Genomic DNA, 19,349 nt, shown 5'->3' on the forward strand with positions numbered 1-19,349 from the left:
GGAGACAGCCTTTTTTATGCTGACCCTTATTCTGTAGTATTCAAATCTTTATTCTTTACCATACAAACCTAGCAGGTTTCCAAAACCTGTTAGGTTTTTTATCTTACAAAAACGTAGAATCAAAATAAAAAGGAAGAAGATCTTTCACTGCATGCACTTTTACAACCTCTTCATTCATGCTTGAAAAATAAAGGTCGATATTTTCATTCTGTTTGGTTTCGTACTCAATTAAACTCTGGCGGCATGCTCCACAAGGAGGAATCGGAGGGTTTTTCTCATGAAACTCTTTCGGACCTCCCACTACAAAAATCTTTTTTATTTTCACATTCGGAAAGTTGGCAGCTACCCAGAATAGAGTCGTTCTTTCTGCGCAGAGTCCGGAAGGATAAGCTGCATTCTCCTGGTTGTTTCCAGAGTAGATTTCTCCGTTTTCCAGTAATACGGAACATCCTACCAAAAACTGGGAGTAAGGTGCGTAAGCATTTTCGCGGGCTTCCTTGGCTCTTTCAAATAATGTATTTTCTATATCACTCAGTTCACTGCTATTTTTAAAATATTCGTAACTGATCTGTATGTCTTTTTTCATATATTGTCAACTAAAAAAGGGCGGTAAAATTAGTTCTTTTTAATGAAGTGGGCAATATTTTATTCTTCCCGTAAAAGTTCAATTTTTTAAGACTAAAAAATGTTATACACACCAATAAAATTCAGAAATGTTGAGTTGAAAAACAGATGGGTAATGTCACCTATGTGTATGTATTCATGTGAGAACGGAGAGGCCAATGACTTTCATTTTGTACACTACGGAAGCAGATCACAGGGTGGTACAGGTCTGCTGATTGTAGAAGCAACAGGAGTGGAACCCAGAGGAAGAATTACCCATCACTGTATGGGAATCTGGAATGATGAACAGGCAGAAAAACTGCAGAGAATCGTAGAGTTTGTTCATAAAAACTCCGAAAGTAAAATAGGAATCCAGCTGGCTCATGCCGGAAGAAAAGGCTCAACATGGAATAACATGCAGATTTCCATAGAAGAAGGCTGGGAAACGGTTGCACCAAGTCCCATTCCTTACCACCCTACAGAAAGAATTCCGCATGCACTCACTACGGATGAGATAAAAGAGCAGGTTCAGAATTTTAAAAAAGCTGCAAGAAGAGCTGTAGAAGCTGGTTTCGATGTTATTGAAATTCATGGAGCACACGGATATCTGATTCATCAGTTTTTATCACCGCTTTCCAATATCAGAACAGATGAATACGGAGGAAGTTTTGAGAACAGGATCCGGTTTCTGATTGAAATTGTAGATGCTGTTAATGAAGAATTAAATGAAAATACAGCCCTGTTTGTGAGAATTTCAGGAACAGAATATGCTGAAAACGGCTGGGATATCCAGAGCAGTGTAGCGCTGGCAAAAATTTTAAAAGAACATGCTGTAGATCTTGTTGATGTATCCAGTGGCGGCAATATCCATGGGGCAAAAATTCCCGTTTTTGATGGCTATCAGGTTCCTTTTTCATCACAGGTAAGAAATGAAGCCGGAGTGAACACCGGAGCGGTAGGTTTAATTACCGGAATAGAGCAGGCTGAAGAAATTCTTCAGAAAGGGGATGCGGATCTGATTTTTGTGGCAAGAGAAATTCTGAGGAATCCTTATATTGCTGTTCAGGGATCTTTTGAAATGAAGGAACATTGTTTCTTTCCTCATCAGTACACCAGAGCCAAAATCTCTTCTTAGTTCCCGGATAACCTTCAAAGCAACAGGAATGGATATTGAAGATTTCATGCTTACCTGCCCCAGTAAAAGATTCCTTGGTGTGGAATGCCTGGGATGCGGTGCACAGAGAGCAATCGTATTGGTATGTGAAGGGAAATTTGCTGAAGCTTTTCAAATGTATCCTGCTGTATATACCTTATTGTTGTTTTTTCTTACGCTGGGTTTGAGTTTCATCGATAAAAAAAGAAAATATAGTAATATTTTAATGATTTTGGTTGTAATTAATCTTATTATTATGATCATTGGCTACATCTATAAACATTATTAATTAAAAACAGGAATGGTGTAAGTGTTTGATTTAAATGGGAAATATAGTATGTGTCTTATTTGTATTTTGATTTAAATAGGATTATTTAGAAAAATTTAAATGAAAAATAAAATTTATTAGTTTAAAATTCTTGCTTTATTTTGTTGTGCTGAATTTTAGAAATGTCGTAGAACTACTACAATTTATGAATCAGTGCCCCAAAAACTTTTTAAATTAGAACATGAAGTCTATCTTTGTTACCTAAATCCTATATCAGGAATCAGTCGTTAATGATTAAAATTTAAGAATATGGCAGGAAATTCAAGAGGAATCTTAAAATTCAATGGAGGTGAAGGTCAGAAGTTATTAAAGCTTAACTATAGCGTATCGAGATCTACAGACGTTTCAGGACGTGTGGCATCTGACCCGTCAAACGCATTGATCAAAGTAACAATTGAAGCAACAAGAAATCTGATGTTTTAGAAAGTTTATTAAACAGCAAATATAAACCTACAAGCGGAGAAATCAACTTTAACAAATCTCACGAAGAAGGGACATTAATCTCTTTGAAATGGGAAAACGGATATGTTATTCAGCATGAAGTAGACTTCGATGCTATTGACAGCAACAATATGCTGATCAGTTTTGTAGTAAGTGCTGAAAGCATCACATATGGAAATTCATCTTATGATGGGCTTTGGCCAATGAGCTAAGTCTTTCATGAGCCGTAAATAAAAGACTGTCCCTAATAAGACGGTCTTTTTTTACCTTAGACTATATTCTGCAGGATCTTTTGTTTATATTTTTAAACTCCCGTTCTGCTGGATAATCGTTTAGAAAGTTAATCAAATCACTAAAAAATATGTCAAATAGACCTGGAAACTCACAAGCGGCGTCTTTTCGTCCGACGCAGAATGCAGATGGTATTTCCGAAAACCATCATACAGGTATCAATCGTTTGGTAAAGCTTTCCCTTATTATAGAAGGGAAAATTATCAAGTACTATAAACATTTCAAACTTAAACAAAGTACCAGACGACACCATGAATTCACGCTGACCCTGGCGCACGATACCCTGGGAGACAGACAGACCCACTCATTGGAAGAAGCCAATAAATTTCTTGGGAAAAGGCTTACCGCAGTTATTTCCTATAAAGATATAGACAACAGCCCGGAAAGAACGTTTGTGGGAGTGATTACCGGAGTAGGATTCAGCCAGGAAAAAATGAGCCTGGGAAATATTGTGCTTACAGGATACAGTCCTACCATCCTGCTTGATGGTGCTCCGCATATTCAGAGCTTTGGAGGTTCACAGCCTGTTAATATCGGAATTATTGCAGAAGAAATAATCAAACAGGGAATTGATAAAAGCCGTTTTGATATCAGGGTAGATGCCAATAACTATTCACAGATCATCTACAGCAGCCAGTATGATGAAACCCATTATAACTATCTGGCCAGAATGGCTGAAGCATATGGTGAACAGTTTTACTATGACGGTGAAGTTTTACATTTCGGAAAGCTTCCGGCTCAGAATAAACCTATTACCCTTACGTACGGAAGCAGTGCCAATGATATTAAAGTTGAGCTTAAAGCTGTACATACCAAACCGCAATTCTATGGGTATAACAGTAATAAAAATGAAAAGCTGACTTCAGGATCCACGCCTATCAAACATGTAAGTGACCTTGCAAAAACAGCATACAGCCATAACGAAACTATCTATAAGACACCAGCTTTGCAAGTGGCTCCTATTAAAGCAACCACACATCTTGACGTTGAATATTCTCAGAAAAGTGCTTCAGGAAGTGAGGCAGTAAATGTTTTTTCCGTTTCTGGAAATACAACCGTTCCGTTTCTTCACCCCGGTTGTGTAGCAGATGTACAGATGCGTAAACAGGATTCTAATGAAACCTCTTACTTCACCAGAATCATGATTACAGAATCAGAGCATGAAATTGACACAATAGGGCATTACAGTGGAAGCTTCGTGGGAATTGCAGCAGATACAGGATTTCTTCCAAAACCGGAATTTACCATTCCGAAGGCTGAGCCACAGACGGCAACTGTCATTTCCAATACAGATCCGGAAGGACAGGGAAGAATACAGGTGAGATTTGACTGGCAGACTAATGATACCACTCATTTTATACGTATGATGAGCCCTGATGCGGGAGGAACAGATCAGATTACCCAAAACCGTGGCTATGTAGCCATTCCCGAAGTAGGAGATCAGGTAATGGTTAATTTTGTACACAGCCATCCGGACAGGCCTTTCGTTATGGGAGGAATGTTCCATGGAGGAGTAGCGTTAGGAGGTGGTGTTAACAATCACCTGAAATCCATCCAAACCAGAAGCGGGATCAGAATTTTAATGAATGATGAAGAAGGGAGCGTAACGATTCTTGATCCGAGCGGAAATAGCTATTATATGGACGGGCAGGGAAATATCAGCATGAAAGCACCTAAGAATTTTACGTTGAATGCAGGTGACAATATCAACATTACAGCAGGAAAAGAAATTTCTATAGGAGCAGGAGCAAGCATTACCAGTACAGCGAATGACAACATCGTTTCCATCGCAGGAAAAGATATGAAACTTACAGCTTCGGGAGATATTACGGAAACTTCTGATACCAGAACTGAAATGATTGAAAAAGAGTTCAAGAGACAGTCTGAAACATCCAACGAAATAGCAGGGGAAATTTCCATGTTCAGCGAACTGGAAAATATGACCATGCAGAGTGGAAAGATTGTAGAATTCAACAGTGCTGAAAAATCAAAACTTTTCTGATATGGCAATCATCAAAACAGCCACCAATCTGCGCATCACAGTAAAAGATTCTTATCATCTGAGCGTAGGAAAAAAGGTTGAAAAAATAGCAAAGAAAATCAATGTGGAAGCACATAAGGAAAATCTGGTTTTAGCGAGTAACAAGAAGATTATGTCCCATGGCCATAAGTAAATATAACATACTCATTCTTTTTATTATATGCTGTTTCTCATTAACGAATTGTCAGAATAAAAAAATGGAAGAAAAATACACCTGGCTGGGAACCGTTTCTGCTCCGCAGGAATATCCCATGGAAATATATGAAGGAGCTATTATTGCCGATGATTTCACCTATGCCTTTGATGCCATCTGGGGAACACAGAATACCGGCTGGGGTAAAGAAGGAGGTACCATGAACGTAACCACCGAAAGAATGGATGCCCCTCATAAACTGGAGTTCACTTGGTATTCCTTAGTGGAAAAAATTCTACACCGGAAAATGGGACCTGGATAAAGAAAAGATCAAAAACCTTTTTGATGAAGGGTTTGTGGACCAGGACACAAAAAAGAAAACCACTTACCATTCTTTTGTAGTAGGATTGGCTCCGAAGGGAAGAGTAGTTTTGTGGATGAAAGGTCCCGGAAACCAGAAAGAAATTGGCGCTTTTCAGGCGCATGATACCGTCATTACCAAAGAAAAAGCCTATGACAATGCCCAGTATATGCTGAAAGAGGGTTTTGCAGACAGAATGCTGAAAGATCCGTCTTATAAGACATTTAAGCCGGAAGTTCGTGAGAAAATTGAAAAAGAAGGATATCCTGATGCAGACATTTATAATGTGTACAGAGAAAGATACAATTGGAAACCTTCAGTAATTCTTCCGGAAGGAGCCACCTGGATCGATTTCGGGTTTACCAGCTATAACGGGGAACAGGAAAATCTTTTTGATCAGGGTTTAAAAGACAATACATACAAAAGCAGAGCAGTACCAAAATTCTGCGGTTTTTACTGGAAAGATAAAAACAACAACAGGTATGCGGTATGGATAGACGCTTTTGATGATAAAGAAATATTTGATTTGTTTCAGAAATCAGGAAAAGATAAAAACATTGATCTGATCATTAAAGTCAACGAAGACAATACAAAGGTTTTGGTATCCCTGGAATCTGAAAAAGAGAAACTTCCGGTAACCAAAGCAAAAATAAGGGTATCTCAGAAGATAGAGTGATAGGTTTTACTCAGTCAATCTAAAAACAAGAACTATGCACAACAATCAATTTGGAAGCTATACACCATCTGTATCCAAAGAGGAAGTACTGGATATTACCATTGGGATTTTTTTGACGGAACCCTGAATAATAAAACCAATACAGACGAAAGAAAAAATAACACGGATGCGCATAAAAAGCATGGTGGGAAATCATCAGACAATACAAGCTACAACAATGACTGGAGTAATGTAGCCCGCATGTGGGATAACTATGATAAAAACTTCGGAATTTATATAGAAGGTATCGGTACACAGGATAAAGAAGGAGATGCTACGCTGGGATACGCTTTCGGGACAGGGGAAACCGGGATCAGATCAAAAGTGAGAAAAGGATGCGAGGAAATCGTTAAAAAAGTGAAAACCATTAAAGCAGAAAAGAAAGCCGATAAAATTGCTGTTCTTACCTTTGATGTGTTCGGATTCAGCCGTGGAGCTGCTGCTGCCCGTAACTTCGTATATGAAATCGGGAAAGCAAAATATAAAGCTACCGCACGTACCATTTCCAATGAAGCGGCTACAGTGACCACTTATTCAGACGATGACGGTAAAAGTGTAGAGGGTGAAGAACTTCCGAAGTGGGGGCACCTTGGACTTAAACTCGAAGAAGCAGGATTAAAAGTTGATGTATTGAAAGTGAGATTTCTGGGGATTTACGATACCGTTTCTTCCTATTCGAAATACCTGTCACCAATGCCCAATTTCAGTAACGATGTTGAAGAATTAAGCCTGAACGATATCGGAAAAGCCCAGACTGTAGTTCACTTCATCGCAGAAAACGAACATAGAGAAAACTTTGACCTGACAAGAGTACATATCGGAACCGAAAAAACATTTCCCGGGGTACACTGCGACGTGGGAGGAGCTTATGAAAACGGACAGGAAACATGGGAAGAAGTTGAAACATCCTGGACAACCAGTACGAAATTACAGGCATTAAAGACAGAGCTTGAAAATGAGGGATGGTATGAAAAAGGTGAACTCACTATTACTCCCGGATTTTATCTGTCATTGAAAGGCTCACGCTATCTGCTGAAAACATTCAGCTACATTCCTTTACATTTTATGGCAGAATATGGTATAGATAAAAATCTTCCCATAACCATGAAGAAGCTGACAGATGAAAAATATTCCATTTTGGATGATCAGTTTTTAATAGGAATAAAGGAACGTCTCAGATCTTATGTCATGGGAGATGGAAAACCTTACTCTTTCAGACATTATAAAGAACTGCGTGACGCCTATGGAGGAAACCAGATTCCGGAAAACCGTCAGGCAGCTTATCAGAAAGAAGTAAAAGAACAGGATGATTTAAGAACGCTCCGCCATAAATACCTTCATTGGTCAGCCCGAAGAGAGGGAATTGGTATGGATCCGAGACCGAACAGAACAAGAGTTATCCACTAGAATTAAATTTTAAAAGACACCATACAAAGAAAGAAATTGAAGCAGGAACATTTTTATGCAGAAATATAACATACATACCGTTCAGAAAGATGAAACGTTAAAAAGTATAGCCTCGCTGTACGGATTGGATAAAGACGCATTAAAACTCTTCCACAACAACCATTGCGCTGTTAAGGACATGATCCTGATCAATCTTAATGGGCAGAAAGAGCTTTTTGTTCCGAGAACAGCGGTTGCAGATAAAAATGTTTTGGTAAAATTCGGGAAAGGAAACAGCCTTACCCTACAGCCTGAAAACAAAGTGCGGAGATACAGTGTGGTCATTACCATTGAAAAAGCAGAATCCAAAAACGAATTAAAATATGAAGTATCTGTTCGCTGGCTGAAAACAGAAAAAGGAAATCATTTTTTTGAGATAGACAGAACATCAAATCTTTATCTCAATGAAGAAGAGGTGAATGAAATTGCCGATCTGCTGGCTTACAGAACATCCAAGGTTTTATACCCCTTACAGATCAGTACTGATGAACATGGAAGATTTGAAGCCGTAGAAAACGCGGAGGTGTTTTCGAAAAGATGGCCCGCTGTAAAAGAAGAACTGTATAAAGAATTTGAAGGCGAAACCGTGGACGAATACTGCGGAAAGATTGAAAAAGTAATCAGCCAGCCTGAAGCCATCAGTCTTTACATTAAAAATGATTACTTCATCCGTACTTTATTCTTTGGGATATATCAGAGTTTCGGAAAAGACTACAGAACTGAGATGACAGCAACGTTTCCTGTAGTAGACAATGCAATTGAACCCAGATATAAGTTGACGCTTGAAACAGATCCGCTGAAAGAAGAAACAGGTCTGATCATGGTGGAAGGATCCGGAAAGTTATATGAAGAAAGAGATATTGATGATTTTATAAGAAGATCACCTTTTTCATTGATTATAGAAGACGATCCTGTGATGAATGAAGAAGGAACTTTCAGACTCATAAATTATCTGAAAGGAGAAACCTCACTTCCGGAATCTCTTTACCTGGAATGCAGCATTATGCTGCAGGAAGAAAAAGATTTCAGTATCAGTTTCAGGAATTGATGAAAACTAAATTACCATTTCACTAAAGATAGAATTAATATGGCAGAAAAACATATTGTAGTACAGGGAGCTCTATGCAAATGCCAGTTCGGACAGGTTCCGGACAAGCTTAAAGTACTCACACATCAAAAGGAATATGCCAATGATAAAAGTGCTTCCAAAAAACTGATCGTTACCACGAAAGAAATTGGAGCAGCCACATTTGAAAAAAATACATTCGGAAACTGTACCAAAATGGGAGGACCGCCGCCGCCATGCAAAATTATGGTTACAGAATGGCAGAACTTTTATGATAAAGTACAGCTCAGCAATGGCGGATATATCATTGTGGAAGACAGCAAGGCAGTATGTGCCGTTGCCGGTACTCCATGCATTGAGATTATAGACCACGGGCAGCGGGCGGAAGCCAGCCAGCAGAACTTTAAAAATGCCGACAAAGATGTTCAGCAGCAGATTAATCCGCTGGTAGATTCCGAAGAAATGTATAACGAACAGCCTTCAGGAGGAGGGCAGGATGGTGCAATCTAAATGATAAGAAAATGGCAAAAGGCGTAAAAAATAAAAGTTGTAAGCGGATTGTATTACCCTAAAATGTCTGTATTAGGGCAAAGGATTACCATAAAGCCAGACCAGTGGGTACAGTTTGGTGTAGGCGAATGGCTGCCGGGAACTACAGATGCAGACAAAAAGAAACCTCTTACCTGGATGAGGCAGAACAGCAGCAGAAAAATTATTATCAATCAGATCACCTCTGCTACAGGATATAAATTTTTAATTGGCAAGCAGTACTGCGGAAGCTATCAGTTTTATATTGAAGCCAGTCTGTCCGGAGTAAGAGATACTAAAAGTGATACAGGAATATTTGTAAAAGGCTGGTGTGAACCCAAAATTGTAAGCAGCAAATGGTCTACACAAAAAAACAGCAAAAGCATCAAAAACAATAAAAAGAACGAATACATTTCTTATGGACATATCGTTCATCTTAACCTCGTGACGGAAGGTCTCAATGGAAATACAGTCAGTATCGAACTTTGGAATCAGCAGACAGCAAAAGCAGATAAGCTGGTACACACCTATAACAATGTACAGGTAATAGACGGTGAAGTTAATCTGAAAATAGAAAATACCTTTGCCTGGATGGCCTATGTGGACAATATTCAGAATGTAGAGGAATTCTATATTAAAGTAAAAGATGTTGCTTCCAAAAAATACATTAAAGATAATCTGGGTGATGACCTTCATGCCATCTATCTGAATGTAAAGAATAAAGTAGTTACTACCAATACCAACGGAGCCCAGAACCAGACACCGACTAAAGTGTATAAGCCGGATGTAAATTCCGTCAGACTGGAACCTTGTAAGTTTGAAGTCATCAAAATCACAGAAAGTGAAATAAAAGACGGAAAGGCTAATAATACAACCGTTAAAGTTTTTGATAATGGTAATGGTGTAAAGCAAATACAGTCACCTGCGCTTCAGGAACATATTAAAAGAACCATCTTTTATAAATTCGATTCTACAGAAATTGATAAAGATGGAGTCGCCATCCTGAATAATGTACTCAAATTCCTTTTAGAACATAAAGATGCCACCATGAATCTGAGTGGCTACGCTTGTGTAATCGGAAAACAGAATTACAATAAAGGTCTTTCCCAAAGAAGAGCGGATGTTGTCAAAAAATTCTTTGCAGACGGTGGATTAGATCCAAGAAGAATTATCTCTGTGGGAAAAGGAGAAGTAGATCCTACTGACGATAAAAAAGGAAGAGATAATATCAAATATAAAAATGAGAAAGACTACGAAAACAACCGTAGAGTAGACATCTCATTCGTATTCAATGCCCATGATGCGCAAACGGTTAACTATGAAGTGACAGCACCTAGTGTATCCATGAAGAAAGATATAACGATTGATGTTACCGGTTTTCAAACCAATGAATGCTTCAGAGACAGCAAAGGGAAACATAAAAAACAGGTCCTGATGGTAGATGTAGGGCAGGCAATAGATAAAGGAGATACTGTAAAGACATTTACTACGCCATCATTTAATTATGGAGTATACTCAGATTTATCACAATTCGATGCTTTTCCTATACAATATATCTGGCCGATGTGGGCCACTCCCAATCAGTTCCATCTTCACGCACATACCTGCAGGTATTTTAGCAATGAAAAGAGAACAACCGTATTAATCAAAGCCTACCCGGACATTAAATGGACACTCACTTTCTTCGTTAATCTTACCAATGAACTGAGTGTGAAATGGCAGAACCAGCCAGCGGCAAAACATAAAGACCTACAGGCTAAAGCCGGTAAAATAGGTGCTGAAAGAAGATGGAAACAAAAGGATGCTTCCTTCGGGTTCAGCCTGAAAAGTGAATGGGAAAAGAACAGAAGCGGCAGTTTTCAGAAAAGTAAAGAAGTTAAAGGAGAATACGAGACAAAATTTAAAAAGCTTTATGATCTTTTCGGCTCAATGGGAGCAATGTCTGACGGTATTACGAACAAAACTAAAGGACAGGTTAGAAATATAGGTTTTAAAGGTCTTCCGGTAACTTTTGCCATTAAACCACCTAATATCAATCTAAAAGGTGAATGGTGCTTAGAAAGAGCCAAACAGAAAAATACAGAAATTGAAAGATTAGGAACAAAGGTTGATATATCTTTTAATGCAGAACCCCTGATAGGATTAGAAGTTACAGTAGACCTCCTTTGTACAGCTGTAGGGCTGGTGGCAGGAGCTGTGAGTGGTGGAACCGCAGCACCTGGTGCTGTAAGGTTGTATGGAGTGATCAAAGACCGGATGAATACAGGAGTAGAGTTTGGGAATGATGATTTCGGAGCTAAACTGAGCTCAGATGTTTACATTGATCTTGTTATTTCAAGTGAAATCAAAACATCAATTGGTTTTTCATTCAACACTGTAAGCGAAAAAAATGATAAGCAAGGAAAAATAGAAGCCAAAAATACCCTTAAAATTGAATTAAAAGCAGGGGTTTGGGCAAAAGCAGAAGCCAATCTTGTCATTGTGAAAGTAGAAGGATATTTTGAAATGAGCGGAAAGGGATCAGCTTCCATTACATTCGGGCATGGTGTGAAATTTGATGATAAAGGATTAAATTACCGCCCGGAATTAGGATTTGATGGACTCAACGCTGAATATGTGATCAAAGGAAAAGTAGGAATGTCTGCAAAAAAGAAAATACCTAGAGGGGGCAATAAAAAACCGGCAGAACTTAAAGGAAGTTCAGAAGACGAAGGTATTATCGCAGAAGGAAAATTTAACGAAATTGTACCTAAATTTGATGTCATCAAAAGTCTTGAAGAACTTTTCGGATTCAGTGCCGATATTCCGTTAATAAGAAATTAGATAATATGAAAAAGATAGTTTTAATAATTTTGTGTTTTATCATGTTTGTATCATGCCAGTCACAACAAAAGACAGATCTGGAAAAAGTAGATTTTTCCAAAGGATATAAAGAAGTTCTGAAAGATACCAAATATCAGACAGAAGCGAGGGAAATTGTAACTACATTGCCAGTAGCTTATACCAAAGATGTTTCCGGATATAAATTCGGAAATATATCGTTTCCGGAACACAAAGAAAATAATGTAAAAGGCTCCACCGTAGGATTACTCATTAACAATACTACAGAAAGGCTTACTAAAGGCGTGAAAATAGAACTGGAAGATACTGCCGCTGGTAACGATCTTTTAGCCTATCTCAAATCACAATACAAAAATCCTAAAGTTCTGGCAGGAGTTCCGGCAAAGAACAGTGAAGGTAAAATATTGGGAAATGCAGCCTATGTCTGGGATCTGAAAGGTAAAACAATGGTATTGGTACAATATTATGAATACACCAATAATAAACCCAATACTTCCTCTGTTCTCTATATTGTAGACAATCAGGTGAAGACGGCAGACGGGCAGGAAACAGCAGCAGCACATCTCCTAAAAACGTATACTTCATAGCAGATTCTTATTGATGGATAATTATGATTATTATGCAGAAAAAGTAATGACGTATTTACCGTTAGTTATACTTTCTGTCATTGCAGTTCTTTTACTACTTCCTAATTCTAGAAAAAGATTTTTAAGAATTCAGGCATCATTACCCACATCCAAAATAAAATCTGTGGCCATGGGGCTGGTAGAAATTCAGGGAAAACTTATTATGAAAGAACCTTTGATTTCACCCGTCGCAAGAGAAGAATGCATAGGATATTATTATACAATTGAAGATGTAACCAGAGATAAAGAAGGGAAAAATTCTTATACAACAATTCATAGAGAAACCCGGTGCAATCCCTTTCTGATGCAGGATGATTCAGGAACCATTGAAATACATCCCGAAGGCATTGAATTGATATTCATCGAAGAAACCAATGTAAGTTATAACGGACAGAAAAGATATAAGGAAACATTGCTTAAATCCGGCCAGGAAATGCTTCTTGTGGGAGCTGCCGACTCAAGAAACGGAGAAGCTTTCATCAGAAAAGATACCGGGCATAAGATTTTAGGAATTACCACTGTTGCAGGAATTTCAGTCTGGAATAAATACCAGCCCCTGTTGAGGTCATTTATTGTCACCTGTATTGTTATACTTATCGTAATGATTTTAATCTTATCACAATAATGAATCAAATTGTAGCAATTGTTATCGCCGTATTTCTTATCGTGGCCATCGTGGCTTTTTTCATCAGTTTGTACAACAAGCTTGTCATGCTGAAATTCAATGTGGAAAAAGCGTACGGGAATATAGATGTTATTTTGAAGCAAAGAGCAGACGAAATTCCTAACCTTGTCAATGTTGCCAAACAGTTTATGGCACATGAAAAAGATCTGCTTACCAAACTGACAGAACTTAGAACTTCCTATAACACCACCAATGATTCCGACAGAAAAACAGAGCTTGCCAATGAGACATCAAAAGCTCTTTCATCATTTTTGCTGTTTCAGAAAACTATCCCAGCCTGCTGTCAAACAATAACTTTCTGGAACTGCAGAAAAGAGTTTCCGGACTGGAAGATAAAATAGCAGACAGAAGAGAATTTTTTAATGACAGTGTAAACCTTTACAATATAGGAATTCATGAATTTCCCAATGTTATATTGGCAAAAATGCTGGGCTATAAAGACAAAACCCTATTAGACATTTCAAATCAGGAAAAACATTATGAAGGAGTTCAGTTTTAATACATTTTTCGGATATGAAAATATACTGATGGAAAAACCCGAAATTGTTTTGTTCGGGGCGATGCTTCTTCCTATAGGACTGATTATGGTGGTGAGTATCATAGGATGGATGTTCAGGAAACTGAAATTCAATATGTATATCATTCAGGCAATACTCTATACCTTGCTTTTCACCTTCTTTTTTGGAACGGTTACCATGCTCATTCTTTTTCATAACAGATAAAAACGGAGTTAAACTTGCGTGGTGCTGGTGCTCTATTTTCCTTGGAATGTTCTGTTTTAGCATCATCAATACCAATACCATCAGTAAAATGTTTACAGACTGGTCTAAAATCATTAAAAACTAAAATTATGATACAACAACCCTATTATATGATCGATTTCAGTGCATCAGCCTGTCTGTTCGAAATAAGGATTAATGATTATCCTGTGATTCATATGAATGTTGAGGGACAGGTTGCCACCAATATTCCGATCAATTTTGCCATATTGAAAAGTGGTGTTCAAACGATATCAGCAACCATTTTACCTAATGTTGGCGATGTACAGCTGCATCCTAAATCAGAACTGAAATTTAATGTCAAACTTTTTGATGTGGCTAATGATTTTGTTTTTGATAAACAGTTTGGAGACTATCATTCAGAGGCTATTGAAGACAAAAAGAAACAGGTTATCAAACATGTTGGCTCCTTTAAAGCAGAAGTTCCTTATCAGCTTTCAGCATGGCAGAACGGGAGAAATCTGCAGGACATTAAAGACAGCAGAAAAAAACTGGAGCAGGCTTATGATCATATATCAAGATTAATAAGGAAAATAAATTTGAAGATTATAAGAAATCAATTTCCAGAAGAGAAGAAAATATGGCTGCTTCTATGTATCTGTCAAAAGCAGAATCGGAAGAGCGCTTTACTGATCTTGTAAAAGATTTCAAGTCCGGATTTAAAATACAGCCTGTTTCCAAAGATGCCGTTATGTTTGTATGTGCAGAGAATAGAGTTGCCTTTTTAAAAAAAGTAAACGGGGAGTCTGCTTTATATCTGGAAAATCCTGAAACAGAAGAAGAACTGATGCTTGATATTTCATTTTATATACCTGAAGGAAAGGAAGAATTTGAAATAATATAAGCCTTTTATATTCATGCTAACAAATAGGAATTTGAAGTTAAAAATGAATAAAAAACGTTTTCCGGATACTTGAATTCTGTTTTTTCTGTTTTATTATTGATAACCGGACACTAACACTAACATTATGAAAAATCTGAAATATGTATTAATACCAGCAATCTGCCTGAGTCTTGTATCATGCGGCCAGCAGAAAAATAAAGAAAGTGAGTCTTTGGTTGAAACAGAGGGAAGCACCCAGACCGAACCATTCAATCTTGCCAAACTGAAAGCTGGACAAAATATCAACGATATTTTGAAATCTGCCAGTGCAACAGAGAAAGAAGCTGTACGAACCAATGAAGTTACCCTTATCGGAAATGAAAGACTGGCTTTTTCATCAAAAGAATTATTACATTTCAACGGGATAGATCTGGAAGGCAGGAACAATAAAAATACAAATAAAGTAATTTTACATTTCGGAAAAGTAGATCAGGAAATAGGCCCGCTTGCCAATGAAAAAGAAGATGAATTAGGAATGTACCAGCTGGATATCTATACTGAGCAGGAAAAACGGCACTCCTGGAAAACTTAAACAAAACATTACATAAACCCAGCTTTGATTCTATACACGAAGGTTTTGAATCTGAAGTAAAAGATAATGAGATCATCCAGACTCATAATAAGCTCAGACAGGAGATAGCCATCTGGAGAGACAAAGATATGCTTTACTATTACTGCGAAACAACAGTAGACAACAGGCCGGACGAATACCGCTGTAATCTCTTTGTATTCAGAAATAAAGAATGGAAAGACCTTCTGAAAGGATCCGGATATCCATATCTTGATAAAATCTCTTTATAATATTCGTTTAATCAGATCAGCTTGCTGATCCTGTTTTTAAAGTAAAATATTGAAAACTAAATCTCTGCATTAAAAATTTTAATTCACAAAATCTGCAGGAGTTTTAAAAATTAAAAATGCCGGTCTGAAAAAGACCGGCATTTTTAATGAAATCAGTATTTCAATTATTTTACAAGGAACTGCATTGTCACCTGATCAAGCTTTAAAATATAAATTCCCTGACCAAGATTTCTGGTTTTAATAGAATTTCCATTTCTGAAAGGCTGATCAATTGTCTGAAGAACTTTCCCCTGAAGATTGTAAATTTCAGCTTTCTTTACCTTCTGAAGATCTCCTTTTACAAAAATCTCCTGGTTGGTAACCGGGTTCGGAGAAATTTTAAAACTGTCGGAAGTGGTTTCTGCAGCTGTATTTTGAACCATTCTTGCACTAGACCCGGAATAGCATGTCCATGAAAGATCATCAATAGCTACTCTGTTACTTGTTGAATTGTTAACCAGACTTACCACTACATTTCCGGAAATGTTGATATTACTGATGGTTGTAGTGACAGCGGAAGTACTGTAAGGAATAGTTCCCACGGTTGTTCCGTTTACTTTTACGTCAAAAGTACCGTTAGTTCCGGTAAACTTCAGCTGTGTAGTCACTGTTAGAGAGCCAATACCATTCGCAGAGCTGCCGGAAGTTAACGAACCGTTTCTTACTGTAATTGCTTTATTGTTAAGAGTCTGATCCGTTCTTGAATCCGTTGCAGTCCATGAGATACCTCCATTGCTCCATGTTCTGGTAGAATAAGTAGAGCTGGCTGCCGGAATCGTTTCAAAAGTTTCATTAGCACAGCTGGTCGGAGTAGTGCTTCCTGCATTGGTTGTACCGGAAACCGTAGAACTGTTTGATGATGAATTTCCTGCTGCATCCTTTGCTACAACATAAAAGCTGTAAGTAGTGGAAGGTGTAAGCCCTGAAATGGTTGTTGAAGTGGAACTTGTAGTCGTTTGCAGAATTCCGTTCATGTAAACATTGTATCCTGTTACTCCTACATTATCGGTAGACGCATTCCATGCCAGAGAAATGCTGCTTGAAGTTTTTCCTGAGACATTCAGACCTGTTGCTGCTGTAGGTGCCTGTGTATCACCTGACGGCTGCTGAGATCCCCAGATAAGATTAACATAACTAGGATTATCAATAAATGGGTTTCTGTTTCCCTGGAAAGTATAAGATGCATTATTCCTTTTGATCTCAGCCTGGGAAACCGGATCCTGATTATGCCATGCCAGCAAAACATTTAGTTCCCATGTCTGTAATCCCGGGAATGCGGAGCTTCCTAGCATATTTCCTGATGAAAAAGTAGAAAGTTTGCTCTGATAACGGGTTACAAAATAGAAGATCATACGTGCCACATCTCCTTTAAACTCATCAATCGGCTCAAATACCGTTCCCGAATACCCTGAAGAAGCAGATGTTCCAAGTTTTGAACCATTCTGTGAAGTAAAAGAAGCACTTCCTACCTTTCCGAAAGGATAATTACTTCTCATTCCGTTTACTTTCCCGTCTGTAGCTCTGATAAAGTGAATATCGGCAACCATTGGAGAAGCCTGATTGAAAAGACTTTGAGGAACAATGTGCTCCCTGTTGTAGCAATTCCCTTCAGTAGAATAGGTACCACACTGATCAGATCCCGCAGTATAATTATAAGGATCAGCACCTACAGGTTTTTCAGAATAAATGTCCAGGATTGTTCCGTCATTTTCGTAGTCCTTATCGATATCAGTAGTTTTATATCCTGTCCAAAGCCCATTGTAGCCTTTATCAACATGTCCGTTAGTGATAATGTTGCTTAATTCAGTTTTCAGTGCTGCACCACTCAGTCCGTTGGCAGAATTGTAATAACCTGCAGGAGCCTGTGCATGGGCAAGTCCTGCAAATAAAGAAAATAAAATAATTTTTTTCATATTAATTAATATAAGTTTCAGCAAGAATACCACATTTTTGTGAATTAAAAAATTACAAAATCGTTAATTTTAAATGTATTGCATGGAAGAAGTTATAAATATTGATTTTCAAGGTTGTACCTCAGTTTTTAAGATTAGAGATTTCCTTTCTGGATTGGTTCTGGTTATGAATTCCAATATTCAATAGAACCGGGCTTTAGCCCGGTTTAAAAATAAAACGTTTCCCTTTGGCTTAAGCCAAAACTTAAATAACAAGGTAATTTTCAACAATCATCTGTGCAAATCTGTGCTATCTGCGGGATAAACAAAATAATTACCCATAAGCAGATACTTTTCTATGGTTTATCCTCAATATTGGATATTCAATAGAACCGGGCTTTAGCCCGGTTTAAAAATAAAACGTTTTCCTTTGGCTTAAGCCAAAACTTAAATAACAAGGTAATTTTCAACAATCATCTGTGCAAATCTGTGCTATCTGCGGGATAAACAAAATAATTACCCATAAGCAGATAATTTTCTATGGTTTATCCTCAATATTGGATATTCAATAGAACCGGGCTTTAGCCCGGTTTAAAAATAAAACGTTTCCCTTTGGCTTAAGCCAAAACTTAAATAACAAGGTAATTTTCAACAATCATCTGTGTAAATCTGTGCTATCTGCGGGATAAACAAAATAATTACCCATAAGCAGATACTTTTCTATGATTTATCCTCAATATTGGATATTCAATAGAACCGGGCTTTAGCCCGGTTTAAAAATAAAATGTTTTCCTTTGGCTTAAGCCAAAACTTAAATAATAAGGTAATTTTTAACGATTATCCGTGCAAATCTGTGCTATCTGCGGGATAAACAAAATAATTACCCATAAGCAGATACTTTTCTATGGTTTATCCTCAATATTGGATATTCAATAGAACCGGGCTAAAGCCCGGTTTAAAAATAAAATGTTTTCCTTTTGGCTTTAGCCAAAACTTAAATAATAAGGTAATTTTTAACAATTATCCGTGCAATTCCGTATAATCTGCGGTAAAAAATCTGCCATTATAATTAAAGACTATTCCCATCAGGAAATTCCAGCTAATAAAACACAAAAAAGCCAGTACAAAAGTACCGGCTTATATAATGGATGACTTACATTTTATTTTCTTTGTGGCGGATAATTCTTCATAATCTCAGCCATAATCTCAGGAATCTGTCTTTGTTTTGCTTTCGGAGAATCTACAGAAATTCCGCTTCCGATACCCTGCCAAACTAATTTATTGGTTTTTGCATCAATAAGATCAACAATTAATGCTCCTTCATTATAATTTGTTGTCCATGTTCTGTTCATGCCAACACCCCATCCGAATGGTCCGCCCCATCCCCACATTCCGTAAGGAGAAGACGAGTTGATATCAGTAATCTTTTTATGATTCGCTTTTACATTGATAATCAGATCAGGATTTTCTCGGACTGAAGTCCTTTGCTCTGAAGCTGTCTGGACAGTTCATTCAATACTCTGTCTTTATCAATATCATTCAGTTTTAGATCATCAATTCTTATTTTATAGGTTTTGTAAGAATTGAAATTGGCGGTTTCAGCATAATCGGAACGTACCTGAAAAGGGCTACAAGAAGTTAAGCCTAAAGTAGCAGATGCCAACAAAATAAAAATATATTTTTTCATTTTATTTATT

At 37.6% G+C, this 19,349-nt stretch carries 17 protein-coding genes and 4 pseudogenes; 18 read left to right on the forward strand and 3 right to left on the reverse strand.

The features are described from left to right. Positions 1–103: 103 nt before the first annotated feature. Positions 104–586: a cytidine deaminase gene (locus OWR28_RS01635; RefSeq protein ID WP_332385206.1), complete on the reverse strand. Its 483-nt coding sequence runs from the start codon at positions 584–586 to the stop codon at positions 104–106. Positions 587–685: 99 nt separating this feature from the next. Between OWR28_RS01635 and namA the strand changes: the two genes are divergently transcribed. The 18 genes and pseudogenes from namA (at position 686) to OWR28_RS01725 (ending at position 15,721) form a co-directional block, all read left to right on the forward strand. Then, positions 686–1,738 carry an NADPH dehydrogenase NamA gene (namA, locus tag OWR28_RS01640; RefSeq protein WP_332385207.1) on the forward strand — a complete coding sequence of 351 codons (1,053 nt, stop codon included), beginning with the start codon at positions 686–688 and terminating at the stop codon, positions 1,736–1,738. Between the two features lie 28 nt (positions 1,739–1,766). Beyond that, the gene (locus OWR28_RS01645; RefSeq protein WP_332385208.1) at positions 1,767–2,045 is read left to right on the forward strand and encodes a DUF2752 domain-containing protein; all 279 of its coding nucleotides are present in this window, start codon (positions 1,767–1,769) and stop codon (positions 2,043–2,045) included. A 288-nt stretch (positions 2,046–2,333) separates the two neighbouring features. Continuing rightward, a pseudogene (gene tssD / locus OWR28_RS01650) lies at positions 2,334–2,737 on the forward strand (type VI secretion system tube protein TssD). A 149-nt stretch (positions 2,738–2,886) separates the two neighbouring features. Continuing rightward, the gene (locus OWR28_RS01655) at positions 2,887–4,818 is read left to right on the forward strand and encodes a type VI secretion system Vgr family protein (RefSeq protein ID WP_332385209.1); all 1,932 of its coding nucleotides are present in this window, start codon (positions 2,887–2,889) and stop codon (positions 4,816–4,818) included. A gap of 1 nt (position 4,819) precedes the next feature. Further along, the gene (locus OWR28_RS01660; protein WP_153816338.1) at positions 4,820–4,990 is read left to right on the forward strand and encodes a hypothetical protein; all 171 of its coding nucleotides are present in this window, start codon (positions 4,820–4,822) and stop codon (positions 4,988–4,990) included. A gap of 64 nt (positions 4,991–5,054) precedes the next feature. Continuing rightward, a pseudogene (locus OWR28_RS01665) lies at positions 5,055–6,027 on the forward strand (DUF2931 family protein). A gap of 123 nt (positions 6,028–6,150) precedes the next feature. Then, on the forward strand, positions 6,151–7,473 hold the full coding sequence (locus tag OWR28_RS01670; RefSeq protein WP_332385235.1) for a DUF2235 domain-containing protein: 1,323 nt from the start codon (positions 6,151–6,153) through the stop codon (positions 7,471–7,473). A 55-nt stretch (positions 7,474–7,528) separates the two neighbouring features. After that, positions 7,529–8,560, forward strand: coding sequence for a hypothetical protein (locus tag OWR28_RS01675; protein WP_332385210.1), 1,032 nt, complete (start codon positions 7,529–7,531; stop codon positions 8,558–8,560). Between the two features lie 39 nt (positions 8,561–8,599). Next, on the forward strand, positions 8,600–9,088 hold the full coding sequence (locus OWR28_RS01680; RefSeq protein ID WP_332385211.1) for a DUF4280 domain-containing protein: 489 nt from the start codon (positions 8,600–8,602) through the stop codon (positions 9,086–9,088). 63 nt (positions 9,089–9,151) lie between these two features. Further along, entirely contained in the window at positions 9,152–11,929 is a 2,778-nt protein-coding gene (locus OWR28_RS01685; RefSeq protein ID WP_332385212.1) for an OmpA family protein, read from the forward strand. A 5-nt stretch (positions 11,930–11,934) separates the two neighbouring features. Then, entirely contained in the window at positions 11,935–12,534 is a 600-nt protein-coding gene (locus OWR28_RS01690) for a hypothetical protein (RefSeq protein WP_332385213.1), read from the forward strand. A gap of 13 nt (positions 12,535–12,547) precedes the next feature. Further along, positions 12,548–13,198 carry a hypothetical protein gene (locus tag OWR28_RS01695; protein ID WP_332385214.1) on the forward strand — a complete coding sequence of 217 codons (651 nt, stop codon included), beginning with the start codon at positions 12,548–12,550 and terminating at the stop codon, positions 13,196–13,198. Between the two features lie 86 nt (positions 13,199–13,284). Further along, positions 13,285–13,757 (forward strand): annotated as a pseudogene (locus OWR28_RS01700) (LemA family protein). Beyond that, the gene (locus OWR28_RS01705) at positions 13,738–13,980 is read left to right on the forward strand and encodes a hypothetical protein (protein WP_332385215.1); all 243 of its coding nucleotides are present in this window, start codon (positions 13,738–13,740) and stop codon (positions 13,978–13,980) included. The pseudogene OWR28_RS01700 and the gene OWR28_RS01705 overlap by 20 nt, the downstream one beginning before the upstream one ends. Positions 13,981–14,108: 128 nt before the next feature. After that, positions 14,109–14,678, forward strand: a complete 570-nt coding sequence (locus tag OWR28_RS01710) for a hypothetical protein (protein ID WP_332385216.1) — start codon at positions 14,109–14,111, stop codon at positions 14,676–14,678. Next, the gene (locus tag OWR28_RS01715; RefSeq protein WP_332385217.1) at positions 14,618–14,881 is read left to right on the forward strand and encodes a hypothetical protein; all 264 of its coding nucleotides are present in this window, start codon (positions 14,618–14,620) and stop codon (positions 14,879–14,881) included. Before OWR28_RS01710 ends, OWR28_RS01715 begins: the two co-directional genes overlap by 61 nt. Before the next feature lie 124 nt (positions 14,882–15,005). Beyond that, positions 15,006–15,452, forward strand: a complete 447-nt coding sequence (locus OWR28_RS01720) for a hypothetical protein (protein WP_332385218.1) — start codon at positions 15,006–15,008, stop codon at positions 15,450–15,452. Between the two features lie 128 nt (positions 15,453–15,580). Beyond that, entirely contained in the window at positions 15,581–15,721 is a 141-nt protein-coding gene (locus OWR28_RS01725) for a hypothetical protein (RefSeq protein ID WP_332385219.1), read from the forward strand. 164 nt (positions 15,722–15,885) lie between these two features. Here the strand turns inward: OWR28_RS01725 and OWR28_RS01730 are convergent, their stop codons facing one another. Together OWR28_RS01730 and OWR28_RS01735 are read right to left on the reverse strand one after the other, a co-directional pair. Beyond that, the gene (locus OWR28_RS01730) at positions 15,886–17,673 is read right to left on the reverse strand and encodes an endonuclease (RefSeq protein ID WP_332385220.1); all 1,788 of its coding nucleotides are present in this window, start codon (positions 17,671–17,673) and stop codon (positions 15,886–15,888) included. A gap of 1,139 nt (positions 17,674–18,812) precedes the next feature. Next, positions 18,813–19,339: pseudogene (locus OWR28_RS01735) on the reverse strand (DUF4136 domain-containing protein). Positions 19,340–19,349 lie beyond the last annotated feature (10 nt).

Source organism: Chryseobacterium sp. 1B4 (genome assembly GCF_036631475.1).
In the GTDB taxonomy this organism is placed as follows: domain Bacteria; phylum Bacteroidota; class Bacteroidia; order Flavobacteriales; family Weeksellaceae; genus Chryseobacterium.

What these genes read in the sequence shown, in the direction of transcription:
- OWR28_RS01635 (WP_332385206.1), bottom strand. Translation starts at nt 586, where the DNA reads ATGAAAAAAGACATACAGATCAGTTACGAATATTTTAAAAATAGCAGT.
- namA (WP_332385207.1), top strand. Translation starts at nt 686, where the DNA reads ATGTTATACACACCAATAAAATTCAGAAATGTTGAGTTGAAAAACAGA.
- OWR28_RS01645 (WP_332385208.1), top strand. Translation starts at nt 1,767, where the DNA reads ATGGATATTGAAGATTTCATGCTTACCTGCCCCAGTAAAAGATTCCTT.
- OWR28_RS01655 (WP_332385209.1), top strand. Translation starts at nt 2,887, where the DNA reads ATGTCAAATAGACCTGGAAACTCACAAGCGGCGTCTTTTCGTCCGACG.
- OWR28_RS01660 (WP_153816338.1), top strand. Translation starts at nt 4,820, where the DNA reads ATGGCAATCATCAAAACAGCCACCAATCTGCGCATCACAGTAAAAGAT.
- OWR28_RS01675 (WP_332385210.1), top strand. Translation starts at nt 7,529, where the DNA reads ATGCAGAAATATAACATACATACCGTTCAGAAAGATGAAACGTTAAAA.
- OWR28_RS01680 (WP_332385211.1), top strand. Translation starts at nt 8,600, where the DNA reads ATGGCAGAAAAACATATTGTAGTACAGGGAGCTCTATGCAAATGCCAG.
- OWR28_RS01685 (WP_332385212.1), top strand. Translation starts at nt 9,152, where the DNA reads ATGTCTGTATTAGGGCAAAGGATTACCATAAAGCCAGACCAGTGGGTA.
- OWR28_RS01690 (WP_332385213.1), top strand. Translation starts at nt 11,935, where the DNA reads ATGAAAAAGATAGTTTTAATAATTTTGTGTTTTATCATGTTTGTATCA.
- OWR28_RS01695 (WP_332385214.1), top strand. Translation starts at nt 12,548, where the DNA reads ATGGATAATTATGATTATTATGCAGAAAAAGTAATGACGTATTTACCG.
- OWR28_RS01705 (WP_332385215.1), top strand. Translation starts at nt 13,738, where the DNA reads ATGAAGGAGTTCAGTTTTAATACATTTTTCGGATATGAAAATATACTG.
- OWR28_RS01710 (WP_332385216.1), top strand. Translation starts at nt 14,109, where the DNA reads ATGATACAACAACCCTATTATATGATCGATTTCAGTGCATCAGCCTGT.
- OWR28_RS01715 (WP_332385217.1), top strand. Translation starts at nt 14,618, where the DNA reads ATGGCTGCTTCTATGTATCTGTCAAAAGCAGAATCGGAAGAGCGCTTT.
- OWR28_RS01720 (WP_332385218.1), top strand. Translation starts at nt 15,006, where the DNA reads ATGAAAAATCTGAAATATGTATTAATACCAGCAATCTGCCTGAGTCTT.
- OWR28_RS01725 (WP_332385219.1), top strand. Translation starts at nt 15,581, where the DNA reads ATGCTTTACTATTACTGCGAAACAACAGTAGACAACAGGCCGGACGAA.
- OWR28_RS01730 (WP_332385220.1), bottom strand. Translation starts at nt 17,673, where the DNA reads ATGAAAAAAATTATTTTATTTTCTTTATTTGCAGGACTTGCCCATGCA.